The following is a 22,482-nucleotide window of genomic DNA, read 5'->3' on the forward strand; positions in this document are numbered from 1 at the left end:
TTTAGGATACGAAAGGTTATCCTTGGCGTTTTTTCCGGATATTCTTCAAGAATTCATCTACCATGCGGTTCCCTTTTTCCGTGGTAATGCCCCTCATGTGCAGAATGGTAATCTCACTGTAAATCTCAGCCAGTGGATAATGCAGTGTAATGTCGGAGTAAATCAGCAGGTCCATCTGCATGGCCATGGTCTGATTAATAATCATAAAATTGATGTCGTCCCGAAAAATGCCTTGCTTCACTCCTTTTTGAAAATATTTCACGGCGTCCGCATCGTTTCGCCGCTGCTCTTCATGTATGAAATCCAACACCTTGGGATACTTGCGTAAATCGCGGAAGAACAAAGGATTCACCTGACACAATTCGTTGACTTTGCGTTCATAAAATGTAAGAACTACTTCCAGCACGTTATCCGCCCTGGAAGTAAGTTCTTGCATATCCTGATTGACCCGCTGACGATAAAAGCTGAAGACCTCCAGCAACAACTGTTCCTTGTCGCCGAACAGTTCATAGAGCGTTCGCTTGGAAATGGACAGCGCACCTGCAATATCGTCCATGTGGACAGCTTTAATGCCTAAACGCTTAAAAGCCTGTGCCGCCGTATCCACAATGCGCATTTTCAGCTCCTCACGCTTGCTTTCTCTTCGTCTTCCTGCCATCGGTATTTTTCGATCAATGGATGATACCTAATTGAGAAGACTCCACGAACTGGAGGATATTCTCAATTTCCGGTCCGTGGGGAATCTGTTCCCGGATACGGGCCAATGCATCATGTTGAGAGGTATTGGCCTTATACAGAATGCGGTAAGCCTGTGCAATGTGCTTGATCACCGTTTCGGAAATACCGGTATATTCCAGCACCTTCGTATTGATACTGTAGAACGCAATCGGTTCGTGGGCAGCCACAATATAAGGAGGGATATCCTTGATGAAACGGCATCCGCCTTGTACCAGCGAATAACTACCCAAACGCGTGTTGCCCTGCATCAGTACATTCGAGGTCAGGATAGCACAATCGTAAATGATGCAGTTACCGGACACCTGAGAACCATTACCGATGATACAGCCGTTTCCCACTTCCACATCGTGTGACAAGCGGGCGCCTGTCATGATGAAATTGTTATCACCTACTTTTGTGGCATGCGAAGCATGAGTACCACGGATAATCACGGCATTCTCACGAATCACATTGTGATTTCCGATGATAGCCAGTGTATCTTCCCCTGTATAAGCAAAATCTTGGGGAACAGCCGCAACGACTGCTCCCTGATGAACTGTATTTCCGTTTCCCATGCGCGTGCCACTCATCAGGCTGGCATAGGGCATAATCACATTATCATCGCCTATCTCTACGTTCTTGTCGATATAGGCAAATGGATGTACCGTCACATTCTTGCCAAGTTTGGCCGACGGATCCACATAAGCTAAAGGACTAATCATGTTTCTTCATATTTAAGGTTACTTATTCTCTTCCTCCACCCAGTGCGCTGTACAGGTTGATGACAGCCTGCATACGCTGGAAATTGTCGGAAACTTCACTCAGCTGGGCACTCAACAAGTTCTGCTGTGCGGTCAGGATTTCCAGATAAGTGGCATCCCCGCTCTGGAACAAAGCCTTGGTATAAATTACTGCCTTATCCAGCTGTTCCACCTGTCCACGGTCTTCCACCAGTTTCTTGTTCTGCGTGTCGTACAGGAACAACGCGTCGCTCACTTCCTTACCTGCTTCCAGAATCGTCTGCTGGTAATTCATCTGCGCAATCTTTTCTTCTGCCTTCGATACTTTCAAGTTGGCAATCAGCTTACCGTTGTTGAAGATAGGTTGAGCCAGTGAAGCCACCGCATTCAGAATTAGTTTTCCCGGATTCAGCACTGCCATTCCCGCACTGTTCGTCCATCCGGCGGTACCCGTGATATTCAGTCCCGGATAGAAAGCTGCACGTGCCGAATTAGTCGTATAATAAGCAGAAGCCAAGGTCATTTCGGCCATCTTCACGTCCGGACGATTTTCCAACAACTGCATCGGAACCCCGGCTGTCAGTTCTTCCGGCATCACCTGTTCATCCAATGTACTGCGGTCGATAGGCTGCGGAGCCTTTGCCAGCAAGACAGCCAGTGAGTTTTCCGTTTCACGCACCTGACGTTTCAAGTCGAGCAAAGAAGCCTCTACCTGATGGCTGGCTGCACGCATCTGTGCTACAGCAGCCTCGGTAGTCATACCGGCAATCTTCATGGCTTCCATCACCCGTACGTTTTCCTTGTAGATGGCGGCCGTTTCAGTCGTGATTTCCACCTGACGGTCGAGCATCAGCAAAGAGTAATAGGTATTGGCAATACCGCAAATAATCTGTGAGCGTACAGCCTGTTCAGAATACTTACTCTGCTCGTAAGCTACTTTCTGACCACGTTTCGCATTCAGGATTTTTCCAAACAAATCGATTTCCCAGCTGGCAGAAACCGGCAACTGATAAGTCTGTGTCGGTTTCGACTTGTCAAAGCTGCTCAGCGTCCCCTGAGGGGTAAAGTTTATAGTGGGAAGGTAAGACAGTTTTGCGGCAGTCAGCATCACTTTCGCTTCTTCTACACGAAGCGCAGCAGCCTGCATATCCACGTTGTTGGCCAACCCTTCTTCAATCAAGGCTTGCAGTTTTGCATCACGGAACACTTCCTTCCAAGGCAGATTTCCCATATTGGCTGTGTCCGAAGCCAAGGTATCGGTTGCCGAAGCCGGGTCACGATAGATGCCTGAGGCATCTATCGTTTCCGGACGGTCGTAAGCTTTATAAATGTGGCAGCTGCTCATCATGGCAGTCAGACACATCATTCCTATTATCTGTTTTTTCATTATCAATCTTATTTATGCGTATTAGGAGAATACTGTTCAATTTCAGACTCTACTTCGCTTTCATCGAGGCTATCCCATTCCATCGGTTTAACCTTTTCTTGCAGCCACTGGAAGATGACAAACAATACAGGAACGATGAAAATCTGCAAAATCATACCGATTAACATACCACCGATAGCGGAAGAACCCAATGTACGGTTACCGTGAGCACCTACACCGAAGGCAAACATCAACGGAAGCAAACCGACAATCATGGCCAAAGAAGTCATCAAGATAGGTCGCAGACGAGCGGCGGCACCCAGTACGGCAGCCCATGAGATACTCATACCCTGCTTACGACGGTCGAGAGCGAACTCTACAATCAAGATGGCGTTCTTTGCCAACAGACCCATCAACATAATCAAGGCAATCTGCATGTAGATATCGTTTGACATGGAACCGACAATCATCTTCAAGGCCGGGATGCTACCCAATGCACCGAATCCGTTGACAAAGATAAAGCTACCCATCAAACCGAACGGTACGGAAAGCAATACGGCCAGCGGAAGGATGTAACTTTCATACTGGGCACTCAGCAACAGGTACACGAATACAAAACAGAGCACAAAGATGATACCTGTCGTACTGCCGCTTGAAGAAGCCTCCTCACGCGCCATACCTCCCAGCTCGTAACCAAATCCGGTCGGCAGGTTTTCCTTAGCCACTTCTGCAATGGCCTGCAAAGCCTGACCTGACGTATATCCGGAAGCCGGAGCCACCATCACCTTCATAGAAGTGTACAGGTTGAAACGGCTGATGATATCCGGGCCATATACTTTCTTCAAGCTGACGAACTGCGTGATAGGCGCCATTTCTCCGTTGCTTCCACGCACTTTCACGCCATTCAGCGATTCCATGTTCTTGGTGGCATCCGGTTCAGCCTGAATCATTACACGGTACATCTTACCGAAACGGTTGAAGTTAGATGCGTACAGACCACCGAAGTATCCCTGCATGGTAGAAAGGATGTCACTCGGACTGATACCCGCCTTCTTACAAGCTGCCGCATCGATATCCAGCTGATACTGCGGGAAGCTCGGGTTGAAGGTGGTCTTCGCAGAGTTGATTTCCGGACGTGCTTCCAAGGCTGCGGTATAACTGTTCACCACTTCAAAGAAGTGATCCAAGCTACCACCGGTCTTATCCTGCATGTTCAACTCGATATCACTTGATACAGAGTAACCCGGAATCATCGGAGGAGCAAAGAACAATACCTGTGCATCCTTGATGACTTTCTGCGCACGCATGAACAGAGTCGCATAAATAATATCTGAATTCTGCATCAATGAACGCTCTTCCCAGTCTTTCAGCTTGATGATGACAGAACCGTAAGAAGGTCCCTGACCACCGATGAAACTATAACCGGAGATGATAGTACGTGACTGAACGGCAGGTTCTGCAGCTACCAGGCTGTCTACCTTGGCCAATACTTCCATGGCTCGTTCCTGTGAAGTTCCAGGAGGCAATGTCACGGCACCCATGATAGTACCTGTATCTTCGTTCGGCACCATACCTGTCGGGGTAATCTTCATAAAGAAAATCAACAGCACAATAGAAGCAACTACCAGTCCCATTGACAGCCATTTCTTATGGATAAAGAATACCACACGTTTCTTATAACTCTTCAGCAATGAATCATAGGCTGCATTGAAGGAAGCATGGAAACGATCGATCATGCTCATCTTCTTCGGCTTATGTTCGGAATCATGCGGTTTCAGGAAGAGGGCACACAAGGCCGGTGACAAAGTCAACGCGTTCAATGCAGAGAAGGCAATAGAAATCGCCATGGTGATACCGAACTGACGGTAGAATGTACCGGCTGTACCACCCATGAAACTTACCGGGATAAACACGGACATCATGACCAATGTAATGGAAACCAATGCACCACCCAGTTCGCTCATGGCGTCAATGGAAGCCTCACGGGAAGATTTATATCCCTGGTCCAGTTTCGCATGGACACCTTCCACCACCACAATCGCATCATCGACCACAATCGCAATGGCCAGCACCATCGCCGACAGGGTCAGCAAGTTTACACTAAAGCCAATCAGTTTCAAGACGAAGAACGTCGCAATCAAAGCTACCGGAATGGCAATGGCCGGAATCAAGGTAGAACGCATATCCTGCAAGAAGACATACACTACAATGAACACCAGGATAAATGCCTCGATCAAAGTCTTGATAACTTCGTGAATAGACGCATACAAGAAGTCGTTGGCATTCTGTGCCACATTAATCTTCAAACCGGCAGGCAAGCTTTCTTCTGCCTTACTGATTACATCCAACAGGTTGTTGATGGTTTCCGTAGCGTTGGTTCCTGCCATCTGGAACACGATACAAGTTACAGCCTTATGACCGTTTACCGTATTATTAAAGGTATAGGCCAGACGACCCAGCTCAATACGTGCCACATCTCCCAAGCGAAGCACTTCACCGTCGGGCAGAGCCTTGATAACGATGTCTTCAAATTCTTCCGTCTGCTGCAGACGTCCTTTGTAACGGATAGTGTACTGGAAAGTCTGGTTACCACGTTCACCAAACTGTCCCGGAGCCGCTTCAATGTTCTGTTCGGCCAAAGCATTGGAGATATCTGCCGGCACCAGATTATATTGTGCCATGATATCCGGCTTCAACCAGATACGCATAGAATAGTCCTGCCCCATCACGTTGGCATCACCCACACCTTTCACACGCTGAATTTCCGGAATCAAGTTAATCTTAGCGTAGTTTTCAATAAACTCAATGTTGTATTTATCTTCCGCATCATACAAAGAGAAAATCAACAACATAGAGTTCTGACGTTTCTGCGTTGTCACACCGACTTTGGTTACTTCGGCCGGCAACAGACCCTGTGCCATAGAGACACGGTTCTGAACGTTGACCGCCGCCATATCCGGGTCGGTACCCTGGTTAAAATATACGCTGATATCAGCAGAACCATTGTTGGATGCACTGGACTGAATGTACATCATGTTTTCCACACCGTTAATCTGGTCTTCCAGCGGAGCAATCACTGAGTTCAATACAGTCTGTGCGTTCGCACCTGTATAAGTAGCTCTTACCGATACGGTAGGAGGCGCGATGTCCGGATATTGTGTAACCGGCAAAGTAGCCAGACCAATCACACCCAAAATGACTATCAAGATAGAGATTACCGTTGACAGCACCGGACGGTTAATAAATTTATCTAGTTTCATTCTCTTTAAATACTATTTAATTTCAGTTTCAGGAATCCCGTTTTCCGGTCATGCACTCATGACATTCCAGAGATTCGCCTCAAACTTACAAACCTTTATTTATTAATTGAAAGCAGTCTGAATGTTACCATCCTTCTGATCCTGCAAAGCCTTCTGATATTTAGCTTCCTTTTCAGCCGGAGTAATCGGAGTGATTTTCTGTCCGTCGCTCAATGTCTGAACGCCTTCGATTACAATCTTGTCGCCCGGTTTCAAACCACCTGTCACGATGTAATTCTTTCCATCGTTCAAGTTGGAAATCTGCACTTCCGTATGTTTGATAGTATTGTCTGACTGCAACACATACACAAACTTCTTGTCCTGAATTTCCTGAGTGGCTGTTTGAGGAATCAGAATGACATCACTCATCGTGTAAGGGAATACCACGTTTGCCATACCCCCACTACGCAGTACGTTCTGCTTGTTCGGGAAAATGGCACGCATGCTTACAGAACCAGTACTCTGGTCAATAACTCCACTTACAGCGTCAATCTTACCCTCTTCTGAATACATGGTTCCATCTGCCAGCTGCAATTTCACTGCCGGCATCTTTTCCAGCTGTTCCTTCAATGTGCCTCCTGCACGAGTCAAGGCCAGCAACTGCTTTTCAGTCATGGAAAAATACACATACATATCGCCAATCTGAGATACTGTGGTCAGCGGTTCAGCTACCGACGGACTAACCAGCGCACCCACACGATACGGGAATGTGCCGATTACACCGTCCGAAGGGCTGGTCACCGTACAGAATCCCAAGTTTTGTTTGGCAGCCGAATAAGCAGCTTCCGCCTGGGCCAGATTCGCCTTTGCAGAAAGCAGGTTATTTACCGCTGTCTGATATTCAAAGTCACTGATAATCTTCTGTTCGTGCAGCATCTTCTTGTTGGCCTCCGTAGAAGTCACTGTTTCCAGGTTTGCCTTGGCTGAAGCCACACTTGCCTTCGCCTGGTCGTATGCAGCCTTGTACTGTGTCGGGTCAATCTGGAACAACGCCTGTCCTTTGTGAACGGTCGCACCTTCATCCACACACAATTTTACAATAAAACCTGAAACTTGAGGACGGATTTCGATATCCTGTAAACCCTTGATTGTTGCCGGGTACTGAGTAGACTGATTGCTGGAAGTAAATGCTACTGCCTCTACCGCAAATTCGTCATCACCCATTTTCATACCCCCCTGACCCCCACAGGCAGTCAGAACCGAAAGAGTCAATGCATAGAATGCCACTCGGCTAGAAGAAAGACTTCTGTTTCTTTTTGTGCTCATACTTATATTCATTACTAAAAATTGATTTTATTCTTCACTCTCTCAAAATAAAAGTTCTTCAATGAAAACTCTAAGCCCTTTTTTAGTTTTTAATAATGGTGCAAATATAGCAAAAAAATACAGCCTGAAAAACGAGCTTTAACTAAGAATAACCATAAAACGAAGATATAATTACATATCGCCGAATTAATCCGACCAATTGACGATAAACATCGACAAAAAACATCAACAAAATCCGTTTTATAGTTTTTTTCAGAAAAAAACAGTCCATTTGTTATTTTATTCCTACATTTGCGCGACACTTTATTCTTTGAAACCACTTAAAAAGGAAGAAAATATGACAAAAATAACCAAAGAAGCCGCTTTGCTTTACCATTCGCAAGGCAAACCGGGGAAAATCGAAGTAGTCCCCACGAAACCTTATCAGACGCAGAGGGATTTATCATTGGCCTACTCTCCCGGAGTAGCAGAACCCTGTCTGGAAATCCAGAAAAATCCGGATACAGCCTACGACTATACCGACAAAGGTAATCTGGTGGCTGTTATTTCCAATGGAACCGCCGTACTGGGATTGGGCGACATCGGCGCCATGAGCGGAAAACCCGTCATGGAAGGAAAAGGCCTGCTGTTTAAAATCTATGCCGGTATCGACGTGTTCGATATCGAAGTAAACGAAAAAGACCCCGACAAGTTCATCGAAGCTGTGAAGGCCATTGCCCCGACCTTTGGAGGTATCAACCTGGAAGACATCAAGGCGCCCGAGTGCTTCAAGATAGAACAGCGTTTGAAAGAAGAACTGGACATACCGGTGATGCACGACGACCAGCATGGTACAGCCATCATCTCCAGCGCCGGTCTGTTGAATGCGTTGGAAGTGGCAGGCAAGAAGATTGAAGACGTGAAAATCGTGGTCAACGGAGCCGGTGCTTCTGCCGTATCCTGCACGAAACTCTACGTCTCATTGGGTGCCCGTCTGGAAAACATTGTCATGATTGACAGCAAGGGAGTCATCTCCAAGCAACGTACCGATTTGAACGAACAGAAAAAATTCTTTGCAACCGACCGTACCGACATCCACACCTTGGCAGAAGCCATCAAAGGTGCCGATGTATTCCTCGGACTGTCCAGAGGAAACGTCCTGACACAGGATATGGTGCGCAGCATGGCCTCTCATCCGATTGTCTTCGCCTTGGCCAACCCTACTCCGGAAATCTCTTACGAAGATGCCATGGCTTCCCGCCCGGACGTATTGATGTCTACGGGCCGTTCCGACTATCCGAACCAAATCAACAACGTCATCGGATTCCCCTACATTTTCCGTGGTGCCCTCGATACCCGTGCCACAGCCATCAATGAAGAAATGAAACTGGCTGCCGTACGTGCCATCGCCGGACTGGCCAAGAAACCGGTGCCCGACGTGGTCAACGAAGCTTACCATGTGAACAACCTGACTTTCGGACCGGAATATTTCATCCCGAAACCAGTAGACCCGCGCCTGATTACCGAAGTCTCCATGGCCGTAGCCAAAGCTGCCATGGAATCCGGCGTAGCCCGCAAACAGATAACCGACTGGGACGAATACAAAAACCACCTGAAGGAACTGATGGGACAAGAGAACAAACTAACCCGCCAGCTGTATGAAACGGCCCGCCATAACCCACAGCGTGTGGTCTTTGCCGAAGGCATCCACCCCAATATGCTGAAGGCTGCCGTAGAAGCCAAGGCCGAAGGCATCTGTCACCCGATTCTGTTGGGCAACGAAGAACGTATCGAGAAACTGGCCAAAGAACTCGACCTGAGCCTGGAAGGCATTGAAATTGTCAACCTGCGTCACGACCGCGAAGCCGAACGCCGCGAACGCTATGCCCGCATCCTCTGCGAGAAACGAGCCCGCGAAGGCGCCAACTTCCAGGAAGCCAACGACAAGATGTTCGAACGCAACTACTTCGGTATGATGATGGTAGAAACCGGTGAAGCCGATGCATTTGTTACCGGACTGTACACCAAGTATTCCAACACCATCAAGGTGGCCAAGGAAGTCATCGGCATCCAGCCGGGATACAAACATTTCGGTACCATGCACATCCTGAACTCCAAGAAAGGCACCTATTTCATTGCCGATACCCTGATTAATCGTCATCCGGATACCGATACCCTGATTGACATTGCCAAGCTGTCGGCCAAAGCCGTACGTTTCTTCAATCAGGAACCCGTGATGGCCATGCTGTCCTACTCCAATTTCGGTTCCGACACTGAAGGTAGCCCGGCCAAGGTACACGAAGCTGTGAGCCAGCTCCATCAGGAATACCCCGACTTGGCTATCGATGGCGAAATGCAAGTGAAATTTGCCCTGAACAATGCACTCCGTGACGAGAAATATCCTTTCACCCGCTTGAAAGGAAAGGAAGTGAACACACTGGTATTCCCGAACCTGAGCTCTGCCAACGCCACCTACCAGCTTATCCAAAGCATGAGCGAAACGGAGGTCATCGGCCCGATTCAGATGGGATTGAACAAACCGATTCACTTTACAGACATCGAGAGCTCCGTGCGCGACATCGTCAATATCACCGCCATTGCCTGCATCGATGCCATCGTCGACAAAAAGAAAAAAGCGCAATAAGCGTTTCATAATCCATTAAATCCACACGGAGGTACGGACGCAAGAAAACCTGACATGTTCCCCTTGCCCGTCTGTTCCTCCGTGTATCATTTATTTCCAACTTACAACTATGAGAAAACCGCTTAACCACACCCAATGTGTCATCCTGACCCTCTGCTGGGCTGCCCTGTGCTTTCTGGTCCTCACTTCCACCCCAAAAATAGACGGCCCGCTCATTGTCATGATACTGATTTCGGGGGCCTTGGTATTTATCCCCGTCATCAAGTCACTTAAAAACAGAAACAAATAAACACAAATAAGTTACTAAAAGAATATTTTTGACACCTCTTACTCACTTTTCTTGATTTATTGTTGCATGAAAGAAATTTTATCTATATTTTTGGCACATCAAACAATCGAATAACGATTAACCTGATTAATCAAACCAATAAATAAGACAGATAATCTTTTAAATTATGAATGCAGCGAAAGTTCTGGAAGATCTGAAAAGAAGATTCCCCAATGAACCTGAGTATCATCAGGCAGTAGAAGAAGTGTTAGGAACCATCGAAGAGGAATACAACAAACATCCCGAATTCGATAAAGTCAACTTGATTGAACGTCTTTGTATTCCCGACCGCGTATATCAGTTCCGCGTCACTTGGATGGACGACAAAGGCAACATCCGCACCAACATGGGTTACCGCGTACAACACAACAACGCCATTGGCCCGTACAAAGGCGGTATCCGTTTCCATAGTTCCGTAAATCTGGGAATCCTGAAGTTCCTGGCTTTTGAACAGACCTTCAAGAACTCACTGACCACTCTTCCGATGGGTGGTGGTAAAGGCGGCTCCGATTTCTCTCCGCGTGGCAAGTCCAACGCCGAAGTCATGCGTTTCTGCCAAGCCTTCATGTTAGAATTGTGGCGCCACATCGGTCCTGAAACCGACGTTCCTGCCGGTGATATCGGTGTAGGCGGTCGCGAAGTAGGCTACATGTTCGGTATGTACAAGAAACTGACCCGCGAGTTCAGTGGCGTACTGACGGGTAAAGGCCGTGAATTCGGTGGTTCACTCATCCGTCCGGAAGCTACCGGTTATGGTAACATCTACTTCCTGCTCGAAATGCTGAAAACCCGTAACATCGACATCAAGGGCAAGACCTGTCTGGTATCCGGTTCCGGTAACGTAGCACAATACACCGTAGAAAAACTGATTCAGCTGGGAGCCAAAGTAGTCACCATGTCCGACTCCGACGGTTACATCTACGACCCGGACGGCATCGACCGCGAGAAACTGGACTACATCATGGAGCTGAAGAACCTCTACCGCGGACGTATCCGTGAATATGCAGAAAAATACGGCTGCAAGTACGTAGCAGGTGCCCGTCCATGGAATGAAAAAGCCGACATTGCCCTTCCTTCTGCCACTCAGAACGAAATCAACGGCGACGATGCGAAAGCTTTGATTGCGAACGGCGTGTTTGCCGTATCCGAAGGAGCCAACATGCCTTCTACTCCGGAAGCTATCCGAGTGTTCCAGGAAGCCAAGATTCTCTACGCTCCGGGTAAGGCAGCCAATGCAGGTGGTGTATCTGTATCCGGTCTGGAAATGACACAGAACTCCATCAAGCTGAGCTGGACACAGGAAGAAGTGGACGAAAAGCTGAAGAGCATCATGAAGAACATCCACGAAGCCTGCGTGAAATACGGTACGGAACCCGACGGTTACATCAACTATGTGAAGGGTGCCAACGTAGCCGGATTCATGAAAGTGGCCAATGCCATGATGGCCCAAGGTATTGTATAACGCTTGATTTTAATATTACACAAAAACCGGGTGGAACTTGAAGATTCAGGTTTCACCCGGTTTTTTATGTTTTGATGAATGATTATGATTGTCGGTTATTCTACTGCCAACTTCTGTGTAGCCCAGTTATAAGTCACGGTATACACCGTATTCTGTTCCACCGTTTTTCCATTCTCCGTTCCCCAACTACCCGACTGTTCCTTTGATTCTCCATCCGAATTAGTCACTGACAACTGATAATTAAAGGAATCCGAATAAGGGAAATAAGCCGTTTCGCCATCTTGAAGTGCAACCGACCGATTCCCGGAAGTCACGGTAAAAGTATAACCTTGCAGCCAGTCGCCCGTCACCTCCGTCAAATTCAAACAAACCGCAAAAGTGACCATGGGTACCTGCACCTTCACAGCAGTTGTGGCGCCTTCTGTCACTACAAAAGACACCTCCTTATAATAGACAGGTTCTCCTTTGGTTTCATTGTCCCAAGCAGACTCCTCTCCATAGTTTGCACTATACGCTTTCAGCATATAATCGGTAGCCGGCTCCAATTCAATTTTGTTTTGCATCTCTTCCGGAGTCAAAGTACGAACAAATTGCTCTCCTTTATACAAATCTACAGTCAAACTTTCATCCACCGCACGCGAAGCGACTTCCGTCACCACTTGCGACTGCAATTCAATCCCTTCTACAGACAAATAACCTTTTCCTGAAGGAATTTCATTTTCCTGCTGACAGCTTGCCAGCAGAAAAATTCCCAATAAAATATATACTATATTCTTTTTCATCGTTCTTCTTTATTTGTCGTAAACTAAGGAAATATCGTCAATAGTTAACACACTGCCTACATACGCATCATCAAAAGACATTTCAGACAAGGCACTTCCATTCTGAATATAAAATGTCTGAGTTATCATCTGATATGGCATATTAGCTCCTGCATTTGTTGTAGAGCTAAATATCACATAAATATACTTACATTTTGAATATAATGTTTCTCCCACATAATCCAAATCCACTACAGCTTCCGTCCAATCTCCTTTCGCTTCCGAAGAGGTATAATCTTTCTGAATAATTACATTCTTACCTTCGTCTAATAATTCAATATGCGCTTTCCACGTATCTGAAGTATATGGAGCATACTTGTACCAGAACTTCAAAGCAGTAGGACGATTATAGAACGAAGCATCTTTTATACGCTCATACGTATCTTTACTACCATCAGCATCTCCAAATGCTCCACTGGTTCCCATCGTTACATTTGTGGTACCTGTAAACAATTCACCAGCCACCTTATTATAATCTTTAGCATCAACCCCAGTCGTATTTCCACGTCCATTAGCAGTACTTCTAATTTCAGCAGCTAAATTTCCAGAATGCGCATTTGGAATATACGAAACAGAATGGAAACCATTATAATGGGCCATTGTTGATATACCCAAAAATGATGAATTGTGTCTATGTCTTGTCGTAAACAGGTTACTTGTATCCCAATGACAATCTGTTTTTTCTTTCCAAGGATTAAAAGAATAGTAATCATTCTTATAATTATCATCCGTCCATTCTTCCATTCCCGAATTCGGCAATTGCACCGGTGTTTCCAGCGTAGCTTCCGCCTCAGCAGAAGCAATCACCCCACGATACAGCGCACGCACTTTATATACTTTGTTCGAGATGTCTTCTGCGCGCTGTGTAAACTGCTGAATGCGCCCTTTGACAGCTTCACGGGTGGTACAATCAACCCAACCCGACCCGTCATAATACTGATAAACCAGATTCTCTTTTATCGCTTCCGGATCACCGGCAGTTACATTTACTTCGTCTATGGTAAACTCTCTCGACCAGCAATTCCTTTCATCCACAGCAATACTGAACTCCGGCTTGTTGCATTTCAAGGTGTACACCCTGTTAACGGCCTCATCCTCACTAGCCCAGCGATTATTGGCTTCCACATCCACCGTAATGGTAGAAGAAACCGTATTTCCAGCGTCTGTCATCAACTGAGGAATCAAAGATGTAAAATCAAGACTTCCCTCTGTCGCACCGATTTCCGGCAAAGTAATGCCCAAAGCATCCTCCACAGCCGCCTTATCGTCTGCATTTGACAACAGATATTCCTTTTCAGTCAATCCTGCAAATTTTGCATCTGTAGAATTGAACTTCAGCTTCATATCCTGCAAAGGAGAAGACAACTTCAAATTAATAATCGCAGATTTCTTTTCTGTTTCCACAAAAGAAAGTACATTATTTTCGAAACCTTCCGACTCCAGTTTAGGCTTCGGCATGAACTCCATCGGCAAAGTTTCAGTCACAGAAACAGTGGATACCTCCATTTTTTCCACCGAAATACCGGCACCCGATGAGGTTGTTCCATCCGTTCCCAGCATGATTTTCACATGTGTTTTTGCAGGAATATTGGTAAAGGGTTTCAATTCAGGATTCTCTGGAACGACAGGCTCTGCAATATCATACGACACTTCCTGACCTGTACCCAGCAAATGTCCGTGGAATACCAGTTTTACAGAAGAACCCGCCTGAAAATACGCACTCTTATCCGTGGCAGCCTCCAGTTCTACCGACTGGTCGCCGACAGAAACAGTCACCGCATAATCCTCATAGACTTTCTGCAGACTTTCCGTATTATAATTCACCGAAAGCAACGCATTTGCCACGGCACATGGAATCGTAGCCGAAGTCATCTGCCCGGTTATTACTTGCTGATTGTCCAGTGTACCCATATAATAAGGCTCATCCAATGCGATGACAGGATTGTCTCCGTAAGTAGCCGTCAGATTGTATGTACCTTCTTTCACCAAGACCGATTCGGCACATTCTCCAGAATAGGCAACCTTACCAGTCGTAGCATCTGTCACACGCAACTGAAACATGGAGGCCAACGGCTTTTCCAGTGCAGAAGGTGCCGTACGTGAATAAGCCTGGTCTGCTTCATCCGTCAAAGTAAGCTGGAAACCCGTCTGAGCAGAAGAACGCAAATCGTCTTCCTCCTGACATCCTCCCAGCCATAAGGCCAACAACACTAATAAAAGACTACTAAACCACTTCATATCTCTATCTGTTCCTTTACTCATAACTTAATTCAAATTCATCTACCCATAATGTACTACCGTCACCTACTTGACCGATGACCTTCTTTCCATTTTCATCAAACTCACCTCCATATTTGCTGGAAGTAGCCACAATTGTAATCTTCGCAGGCTTAGATATTGTATCCGTATAATTGATATCAAACTCAAACTTCTTGTATTCCGTCACTGTCTCAGTACCCGTAAACTCTCCATAAGCGATTTCCTGACCAGCTGCATTCCACAATCGTAAGTAAATTTGACATTCATCATTCTTCAAGTTTCCCGGAACCGTCCCATTGTAAGTGATAGGCATAGACTTATACTTATAATATCCGCTTAACTTCGTAGGACGTGCACCCGAATACGGACGCCCAAAAGAAGGACTAGACTCGGGAGTCCCCATATTCGTTTTATAGGTACCGATAAAAAGATTACCGGCAGCAGCTCCTACCAAAAGGATATCACCATACGTATATAACTTGGCAGAAGTTCCACGATACGCATCACTGCCTGTCACGGGCACCGTACTCGATTCCTTATAAATGGTCACCCCTTCGTTTCCAGTCGCCCAGTATGCTTGCGCATCATCCAAATTGTTGGCTACCGGATTCGGATACCAGGTTTTTCCATCCTGCGTCCATGTATCAAAATTCATATTCGGAATTGTCACGATAGTTTCGGTCTGGAAAGAAAGTGCTTCTCCCGCACCTCCATCCGCCAGCGCACGCACTTCATAATTTGTTCCGCTTTTCAGTCCGGTCAAAGTAGCCGAATAAGAACGAGTACCAGTTGTCGTTATGGAAGCCGCATCCAAAGCAGTCCATTCGTCTTCTCCCTGCACACGATATTCTACCGCCAATTCGGTTCCGGCCCGGAAGCTGCCGCTGATATACGCCTTCGTGGCCCATGCATTCACGCTTTCTACCGAAGCAGGCACAGAAGACTTCTGCACATCCACCGTCCAGTCGCAAATGTAACGCCCGTTCCGATAGGCCTTAAACACACGAGGCCGTGTAAAATCGGTCACCGTTTCCGCAGCAGGTTCCAATACCGTCTTAGAACCTTCCAGATTCAATTTGTTGATTTTTATGTTTCTATAATCCGCATCCTCCGTCACATAAATAATCGCCACATGCGTCTCCAAATCCAGCAAAGGAGCCGTCCCCGATTGGTTTTCCACTTCAATGGTACGCTCAATCTCCTGCTTTACCGTGATTTTCCACCAATAATCCTGATAAGTTTTCAGCAAGATACTTACCGGATTGGTAAAATTCACTGCCGTATTGGCATTGGCCGGCAACTCATCCAAAGAAGAAAAGCTGAAATCCGGAAAACCGGAAGGTCTGATACAAGCCGTCGAATCCGGATAAATCAATGCCTCCGCATTAGCCACCAATTTTGTAATTGGCAAACTGTCTATAAAAGCATCTTCACCTATAGTCAGTTCAATCGTATGTGCCTGATTATTGAACACGGCTTCTCCCTGCATCCCCTCCACCTGGATTTCCTGAATCACTCCTTCAATATACGGATAAGGGATGTCATTCTCAATACAAGAAGACAAGTTCAGTAACAAGAAAGATATAAAGCTATACTTCAAAGCTTTTACAAGCATAATCTGTCAATTTAAAAATAGGTACAAATTCCGATGTTAATCGAAAATATATTAATTTTAAAGTCCGCCGAACTCTGGCGATAGGAACCATGCTCCACCTGATTTGTAGTCTGTTCCGCCCATTTGAATTTCAGTCCCACCACATTGATGGAAACTTCCACCGCCATGTTGTTGGTCACAAAAGCCGTCAAACCTGGAGCCGCACCAATCTGCAGGCTGTGCGTTGTCTGGTAAGTACCGGTCGCTTTCTCGTCTGAACCCGACAAAGTCTTTCCTTCCCCATAGCCATAAGTCAGCCGCAGTTCATTAAAGAATCCGAACACCTTGCTGTTTCCCAGTCCCATATACGTCCGCAAGAAACCGGAAGCCGTATATTCATGTTCCAGATACTTATAGTCACTGATGTCAAACGACAAGTCATCCCCCAAATCCAGATTTATACTTCCCAAATCGGCATAAGTACGATTATAATTCAGACGAAGGCCAGCCGCCATATTATCCCGAAAAAAATAGCCCGCATACGGACTCACTTTAAAGGTATATCCCTCTCCGTTTATATCGTCCAATATAAGAAACTTATAGTTATCTCCCGTCAATTCCATATAGGAGAAAGTCACACCTCCCATCCAGGAACCTTTGGGTACAAAAAGAGAAGGCTTTATATTACGATCATAACTTTTTCGTGCGTACACCGAAGTGACGCACAAAAAAGTTAAAAATAGAATCAAATATTTCTTCATGAAAAATATTAATAGTATGACAATTCAAAATCATCTACCCAAAGGGTACTGCCAATCGCCAGCTGTCCAATTACATTGATTCCGCTAAAGTATCCACCGTAACGACTGGAAGTTGCCACGATAGTTATCTTATCCGGACGCTTATTAGTTACTGTGTATTCAACCGGTATTTCAAAACGAGTATATTCAGAAACTGTCTGATTAGTAATAAAATGTCCTTCACCAATCGTTTCATCTCCTGACCATAATTGAATATATATATCACATTCATCCGAAGTCAAAGTACGGTCAGCAGGCACACTTCCACTAGACATCGTAGCTCCTGGCTGATACTTAAAGTATCCAGACAATTTCGTAGGACGAGCACCAGCATAAGGTCTACCAAATGTTACACTTGATGCAGGATCTGAAGTATTGGTTTCATAACTTCCAATGAAAATATTTCCCGCAGCTTTTACATTAAAAATTAACACTTTAACTTCAACCGTTTCCAATCGAGCGGCCAATCCTGTGTGAGAATCTGAAACTCCCGTACTATTTGAATTACCACCAATGGTAACTCCTTTATTACCTGTGGCCCAATAACTGTTCAAAGCATCTGTATTTGGGAACCAATTTTTACCCTCCTGCGACCAATCTTCAAAGCCTAAATTAGGTATTGCTTCAAAAGCTTCTGTAGTAAAGCTACGAGTCTCACCCGTCTTATCTCCACACAAAATATAATATTCATATTCTGTATTGAAATCCAATGGAGATACTTTGGCTGAATAATTCTTTGTACCTTCTTCCTGAACAGCCTCTACCGTAATCCATTCCGAATCAGCTTTCTTTTTATAACGGAACTGTACCGGTGAAGTGATTTCTTCCAAATTACAAGCACCTGACAAATAAGCGAACTGGCCCCATACTTTAGATACATCCGATTTTATATCATCCGTTTTCAAATCCGGATTATCCTGCTTCGTGGGCACTTTTACTGTGACATCATATTGATGAATGGTCTGATCGACTGTAATATCAAATGAAGCATTACCTTCTTCTGTAATGTCCAGGTTCACCTTATAATAATAAGCAGCTTCTGCGTTATCGGTTATTTCCTGAGAGAAAACTTTTCCACTTCCAAAATCAACCTTCAAAGTCAAAGCCTGTCCGGATTTCACGTATGCCGCACGAGTCTCGTCTTTTGCAAAAGAAATGCTCAATGCATCAGCCCCTTCAATGGAGCAAGCATAATCTGTAAATACATTCTTAAAGCTTTCTGAATAACTGACAGACACCATAGACTGAGCCAATTTGCAGGTCACTTCCACAGCTTTTGCCTTATTTGCTTCAATGGCCACTTCAGTCTGTCCTTCGTAATAAGGAGCTGCATCAAAACCTTGTGCCTCTTTATCTTTATCAGCCGAATAAGCTTTAATAGTATAAGTTGCCACAGGCAACAGCACATCATTTAATTCTTTCCAATCATCCGCATGTTTTACGACCGATGCCGATTCATCTAAGACGTCCACGGCAATTGCTTCCGAACTTGTCACATCGGCACGAGTTGTCACACTCTTATTCACATCAACGGAAGATAACTGAAGATAGCCATATCCTTGGGCTTCTTCTATTTCTGACTGACAGGAAGAAACCAAACCCATCCCCAGAAACAATCCAATCATTATATTTGTTAATCTCATAACTTTTTACTCCCCTTATTTTGGATTTACAACAACTGTAATATCGCCGTCTTTTGTATTTACTCCATCATAAACTGATAAGTTAAACGTACTATTTCCAGAACTTACGACCTGTGGAATCAAGACTAATAAGCCTCCCAGCTTAAATGTAAAGTCAGTACATGTACCTGCATGCAACTGGGTATATTCCTCGTCTGTAACAAGACCTAACCCTACAATCGTAGTTTTAAGGTCATCATCCATATTACAGATATCAAATGTTTCTGGTAATTGTACCATTCCTAAAAGTGCAGCGATTTCTCCGGAAATAGTCACATTCAAATTTTTGATTCCATTGGGAGCCAAGATACGCACATCCTGCAAGCCTGCAATATCAGAGTCTCCGTATGTACAAGTATAAGTGGCAGGTAATCCTTCAAAAGTAATGGACTCTTCTGGTGTTGGCGTAGGAGTAGGATCTCCCGGCTCATAAATGATATTCCCTACCGGAATTTCGATGGTTTCTCCCACTTCTGTGAAGGTCAGATCCACAGTCAAGCCAATAGAAAGATAAGAATCTGTAGAACCTTCGTCTGTCAGATTAATCAAGAAAGAGTCACCGTCTGCCAGGTCTGCAATACCTCCTTCTGCGTCTTCAGGTTTCTGTACGGTGGCATTCAGTTCAATAAAGTTACCTTCCATAGAAGTAGCTTTAACTGAAACCGTCAAATGATTTTGCTGTTCAGGAGTCTGAAAATAATACTTTTTACCCAAGTTTTCTTTATCAAATACTTGAGTAGCTCCATCTCCATTATCTACCGTAATCGCATAATCATCCTGGAAAGATTCTGTAAATGCACTTGTCACACCCAATTGAATTTCCACACATGAAAGTTTACAAGACAGATTCACATTGGTAGAAACTCCTTTTTTCACAGAGAAAGTTTGTTCTCCCTTGAAATACGGGCGTTCTGAAACCGTCACATTTTCACCCTCGTAATTATAAGCCTTCACTGAATAATTACCTTCAGCCAATGGAATTACCACCTTGCCTTCTTCATTCTTCAATTCGCTGACAAGCGCTTTTTCCACTTCTTCCTGTGTTTCTGTATTGGTAACGACCAGCGTATAACCATCTACATTTACATCTTCCTCGTTGAAATTGCCAGTAGTTGTACCGCCATCTACAATTTCAGTGGCACGACTCATTTCGACCCCATTATAAACTGAAGACAAACTAAGCTCCAGCGTACCGGCATTCTCGCCTAATTCATTCTTGCCTAAGATTTCATCACGCATCTCACAAGATGAAAATCCTAACATAAGGCCCAAAAGCCAAATTAAACCTTTATATCTTTTCATATCTTTCGTCTTTTATTTTGAACTTGGAATATATTCGCCCGGGATAACCACTGTCACTTCTTGTTCTGTCACACCGTCATCTACCGTTACAGTCAGTCCAAACTTACCTCCTGCAATATCCGTACTATTCGGTTTAATAGTCAAAGTATAAGAATAACACGGCTGCAAATTTATCTCTTTCATATCCTCAAAGCCTTCCACTGTTACAGGAGAACCACTTTTATCTGTCAAGGCAAACGACAAAGTAGCTTTCACACCTTCGTCGCCGGTCTTCAGATACAGTTCCTGTCCCTCGTTTGACTTGTTCATCGTCCATGCCTCGTCCATGTAGTCAGTCTTGACAGAAACGGTGCAATCGCCAAAATAATCTTCAAAGGTATCGCTGTCATCGTTACCTTTGTAAACCAGCTTCATTTTTGCATTTGCAGGCTTACAAGTCACATTCACTGTTTTTCTATCCCCCTGAGCCACAGTAAATGTCTGGCTGCCTTTCACATAGAGTTTATCGTAACCAGCCGGCACGTCTTCCCCATAATAAGCAGTCAATGTGTAAGGAACCCCAAAGTCAACTTTCTGGTCTACTTCCAACTCCCCATAAAGTTTGTCTGTATAAACAGCTTCTTCACCTTTATACAGAGACACCTTGTAATTTTGTACATTCTGATAAGCGCTCTCATCTATTGAGCGGCTCTTGTAAGACAGGTTTGTTGACAAATCAATCATCACACTGCCTTGTCCAGAAATACTCTCCTGTTCTTTTTCACTGCTGCAACTTCCCAAGAAAAGAAGTATCGTCAATGAAAAAAACGCCTTTAAATAGTTTCTCATCTTCATTTGATAATAAAATTTTGTCTTTTTTTCAGTGTGCAAAGTAACACCAATTCCAAAATCCTCACAAGGTCTTTTTTTTTTATTTTTGGCTGATTTTTAATAATACATTAGAAATAATCATCCCTTTTATCTGATAATTAGTATAAAAAACCATTTTATAAAGTAATTCAATGGTCTATTTTTAAAATTCCATCGAACCCCACTGGAGCATCCTATGAAAAAATTTATACCTTTGCAAATACAATACTAAACTGAAAACTATCAACCAAATGAATTCAAAGTACATTTTATCCGGATGCCTACTCAGCCTGGTCTTCAGTTCCTGCATTCAGGACGAAGCGCTCAACGTAGAAGCAGCCATAGACGGCTGCACCGGAGCACAGATTCAGTCTGCCACCATCGACCATTTAAAGAAAGAGGTGGAAGTCTACGTGTTGGACGGAACCGACATTTCCCAACAGGAACTGGTTTTCACCTTGCCTGAAGGCGCTTCCATCCAGGCGGAGGAAACGGAAACAAACGACCGGCCTCCTTTGTATGATTTCAGCCAGCACGCCTCCAGATATTTTGTGGTAACTTCCGAAGACGGAAACACACAGACCGAATACCTTATTCGGATAAACAAGCTGGCCTTACCCACAAGCTATTCTTTCGAGGAACTGAAAACCGTCACTCCCTACAATGTCTTTTATCTGACAAACGCATCGGACATCATGCAATGGGCAAGCGGAAACCCCGGATACGACCTGAGCGGCATGGCCTTGAACGAAACGCAATACCCCACCGTACAGTCTCCCGAGGGCTATTCCGGAAAATGCGCCAAACTTACGACACTCAGTACCGGAAGTTTCGGTAAACCGCTGGGGATGCCCATCGCCGCCGGAAATTTATTTATCGGCTCCTTTGACACCCAGAATGCCGTACTGGCTCCCTTGCAAGCCACTCACATGGGATTTCCTTTCACCAAACGCCCCTCCCGGATGACCGGCTGGTTCAAATACAAGGCAGGAGAAACCTTTACCGACAAGACTGGCAACGCAGTGGCAGGGAAAAAGGACCGAGGCGACATCTATGCCGCACTTTACGAAGCCCCCAGCAGCGACTTCTCACTCGACGGAAATCTTTTCCCGGACGGGACGGGAATCGATGAACACATCGTACTTTTGGCCCGCATCCCGGAACAGGAAATGACGGAAACAAACGACTGGAAAAAGTTTGACCTGGAATTTACTCCCCAAAACGGGAAAACCCTCAATGCCGAAGACCTGAAGAACGGAAAATACAAACTTGCCGTGGTGTTCTCTTCCAGCGTCATGGGAGCCTACTTCCAAGGAGCAGTCGGCAGCGAATTGTGGATAGATGAAGTGGAAATTATTTGTGAAAACTAATCGA

At 45.2% G+C, this 22,482-nt stretch carries 16 protein-coding genes; 4 read left to right on the forward strand and 12 right to left on the reverse strand.

Going from position 1 to position 22,482, the window contains the following annotated elements; all coding sequences use genetic code 11:
- Positions 1-16: 16 nt before the first annotated feature.
- The 5 genes from OIM59_RS12535 to OIM59_RS12555 form a co-directional block, all read right to left on the reverse strand.
- Positions 17-658, reverse strand: coding sequence for a TetR/AcrR family transcriptional regulator (locus OIM59_RS12535; protein ID WP_299169771.1), 642 nt, complete (start codon positions 656-658; stop codon positions 17-19).
- A 13-nt stretch (positions 659-671) separates the two neighbouring features.
- Positions 672-1,439: an acyl-ACP--UDP-N-acetylglucosamine O-acyltransferase gene (gene lpxA / locus OIM59_RS12540; RefSeq protein ID WP_299169769.1), complete on the reverse strand. Its 768-nt coding sequence runs from the start codon at positions 1,437-1,439 to the stop codon at positions 672-674.
- Between the two features lie 22 nt (positions 1,440-1,461).
- Positions 1,462-2,844 carry a TolC family protein gene (locus tag OIM59_RS12545; RefSeq protein WP_299169767.1) on the reverse strand — a complete coding sequence of 461 codons (1,383 nt, stop codon included), beginning with the start codon at positions 2,842-2,844 and terminating at the stop codon, positions 1,462-1,464.
- An 8-nt stretch (positions 2,845-2,852) separates the two neighbouring features.
- Positions 2,853-6,083, reverse strand: a complete 3,231-nt coding sequence (locus OIM59_RS12550) for an efflux RND transporter permease subunit (protein WP_299169765.1) — start codon at positions 6,081-6,083, stop codon at positions 2,853-2,855.
- Positions 6,084-6,185: 102 nt separating this feature from the next.
- The gene (locus OIM59_RS12555) at positions 6,186-7,388 is read right to left on the reverse strand and encodes an efflux RND transporter periplasmic adaptor subunit (RefSeq protein ID WP_303897037.1); all 1,203 of its coding nucleotides are present in this window, start codon (positions 7,386-7,388) and stop codon (positions 6,186-6,188) included.
- Positions 7,389-7,725: 337 nt separating this feature from the next.
- Between OIM59_RS12555 and OIM59_RS12560 the strand changes: the two genes are divergently transcribed.
- The 3 genes from OIM59_RS12560 to OIM59_RS12570 all read left to right on the forward strand — a co-directional run bounded on the left by OIM59_RS12560 (position 7,726) and on the right by OIM59_RS12570 (position 11,801).
- On the forward strand, positions 7,726-10,011 hold the full coding sequence (locus OIM59_RS12560; protein WP_299169761.1) for an NADP-dependent malic enzyme: 2,286 nt from the start codon (positions 7,726-7,728) through the stop codon (positions 10,009-10,011).
- 109 nt (positions 10,012-10,120) lie between these two features.
- Positions 10,121-10,300: a hypothetical protein gene (locus OIM59_RS12565; RefSeq protein WP_072543263.1), complete on the forward strand. Its 180-nt coding sequence runs from the start codon at positions 10,121-10,123 to the stop codon at positions 10,298-10,300.
- Between the two features lie 166 nt (positions 10,301-10,466).
- Entirely contained in the window at positions 10,467-11,801 is a 1,335-nt protein-coding gene (locus tag OIM59_RS12570; protein ID WP_148328684.1) for an NADP-specific glutamate dehydrogenase, read from the forward strand.
- Positions 11,802-11,896: 95 nt separating this feature from the next.
- On the opposite strand, the gene OIM59_RS12575 is transcribed toward OIM59_RS12570, so the two are convergent.
- From OIM59_RS12575 to OIM59_RS12605, 7 genes are read right to left on the reverse strand one after another with little or no spacing between them, the layout of a single operon-like run.
- Entirely contained in the window at positions 11,897-12,583 is a 687-nt protein-coding gene (locus OIM59_RS12575; protein WP_303897038.1) for a DUF4493 domain-containing protein, read from the reverse strand.
- A gap of 9 nt (positions 12,584-12,592) precedes the next feature.
- Complete coding sequence (locus OIM59_RS12580) at positions 12,593-14,860, reverse strand: DUF4493 domain-containing protein (protein ID WP_303897039.1); 2,268 nt, start codon at positions 14,858-14,860, stop codon at positions 12,593-12,595.
- Between the two features lie 16 nt (positions 14,861-14,876).
- Positions 14,877-16,496, reverse strand: coding sequence for a PCMD domain-containing protein (locus tag OIM59_RS12585; RefSeq protein ID WP_303897041.1), 1,620 nt, complete (start codon positions 16,494-16,496; stop codon positions 14,877-14,879).
- Between the two features lie 11 nt (positions 16,497-16,507).
- Positions 16,508-17,236 carry a hypothetical protein gene (locus OIM59_RS12590; protein WP_072543268.1) on the reverse strand — a complete coding sequence of 243 codons (729 nt, stop codon included), beginning with the start codon at positions 17,234-17,236 and terminating at the stop codon, positions 16,508-16,510.
- Positions 17,237-17,244: 8 nt separating this feature from the next.
- Entirely contained in the window at positions 17,245-18,918 is a 1,674-nt protein-coding gene (locus OIM59_RS12595; RefSeq protein ID WP_303897042.1) for a DUF4493 domain-containing protein, read from the reverse strand.
- 15 nt (positions 18,919-18,933) lie between these two features.
- The gene (locus OIM59_RS12600) at positions 18,934-20,259 is read right to left on the reverse strand and encodes a DUF4493 domain-containing protein (protein ID WP_303897044.1); all 1,326 of its coding nucleotides are present in this window, start codon (positions 20,257-20,259) and stop codon (positions 18,934-18,936) included.
- A gap of 12 nt (positions 20,260-20,271) precedes the next feature.
- Positions 20,272-21,087, reverse strand: coding sequence for a DUF4493 domain-containing protein (locus tag OIM59_RS12605; RefSeq protein WP_303897046.1), 816 nt, complete (start codon positions 21,085-21,087; stop codon positions 20,272-20,274).
- Positions 21,088-21,359: 272 nt separating this feature from the next.
- Here OIM59_RS12605 and OIM59_RS12610 point away from each other — a divergent pair, with 272 nt between their 5' ends.
- Positions 21,360-22,478 (forward strand): PCMD domain-containing protein, encoded by a 1,119-nt coding sequence (locus OIM59_RS12610; protein WP_303897048.1) that lies wholly within the window; start codon positions 21,360-21,362, stop codon positions 22,476-22,478.
- Positions 22,479-22,482 lie beyond the last annotated feature (4 nt).

The organism is Bacteroides mediterraneensis, assembly GCF_025993685.1.
GTDB lineage: Bacteria > Bacteroidota > Bacteroidia > Bacteroidales > Bacteroidaceae > Phocaeicola > Phocaeicola mediterraneensis_A.

Excerpts from the sequence above, each read along its gene's own strand:
- lpxA (WP_299169769.1), bottom strand. The coding sequence starts at position 1,439 with ATGATTAGTCCTTTAGCTTATGTGGATCCGTCGGCCAAACTTGGCAAG.
- OIM59_RS12560 (WP_299169761.1), top strand. The coding sequence starts at position 7,726 with ATGACAAAAATAACCAAAGAAGCCGCTTTGCTTTACCATTCGCAAGGC.
- OIM59_RS12580 (WP_303897039.1), bottom strand. The coding sequence starts at position 14,860 with ATGAAGTGGTTTAGTAGTCTTTTATTAGTGTTGTTGGCCTTATGGCTG.
- OIM59_RS12610 (WP_303897048.1), top strand. The coding sequence starts at position 21,360 with ATGAATTCAAAGTACATTTTATCCGGATGCCTACTCAGCCTGGTCTTC.
- OIM59_RS12570 (WP_148328684.1), top strand. The coding sequence starts at position 10,467 with ATGAATGCAGCGAAAGTTCTGGAAGATCTGAAAAGAAGATTCCCCAAT.
- OIM59_RS12535 (WP_299169771.1), bottom strand. The coding sequence starts at position 658 with ATGGCAGGAAGACGAAGAGAAAGCAAGCGTGAGGAGCTGAAAATGCGC.
- OIM59_RS12595 (WP_303897042.1), bottom strand. The coding sequence starts at position 18,918 with ATGAGATTAACAAATATAATGATTGGATTGTTTCTGGGGATGGGTTTG.
- OIM59_RS12590 (WP_072543268.1), bottom strand. The coding sequence starts at position 17,236 with ATGAAGAAATATTTGATTCTATTTTTAACTTTTTTGTGCGTCACTTCG.
- OIM59_RS12600 (WP_303897044.1), bottom strand. The coding sequence starts at position 20,259 with ATGAAAAGATATAAAGGTTTAATTTGGCTTTTGGGCCTTATGTTAGGA.
- OIM59_RS12565 (WP_072543263.1), top strand. The coding sequence starts at position 10,121 with ATGAGAAAACCGCTTAACCACACCCAATGTGTCATCCTGACCCTCTGC.
- OIM59_RS12585 (WP_303897041.1), bottom strand. The coding sequence starts at position 16,496 with ATGCTTGTAAAAGCTTTGAAGTATAGCTTTATATCTTTCTTGTTACTG.
- OIM59_RS12605 (WP_303897046.1), bottom strand. The coding sequence starts at position 21,087 with ATGAGAAACTATTTAAAGGCGTTTTTTTCATTGACGATACTTCTTTTC.
- OIM59_RS12555 (WP_303897037.1), bottom strand. The coding sequence starts at position 7,388 with ATGAGCACAAAAAGAAACAGAAGTCTTTCTTCTAGCCGAGTGGCATTC.
- OIM59_RS12575 (WP_303897038.1), bottom strand. The coding sequence starts at position 12,583 with ATGAAAAAGAATATAGTATATATTTTATTGGGAATTTTTCTGCTGGCA.
- OIM59_RS12545 (WP_299169767.1), bottom strand. The coding sequence starts at position 2,844 with ATGAAAAAACAGATAATAGGAATGATGTGTCTGACTGCCATGATGAGC.
- OIM59_RS12550 (WP_299169765.1), bottom strand. The coding sequence starts at position 6,083 with ATGAAACTAGATAAATTTATTAACCGTCCGGTGCTGTCAACGGTAATC.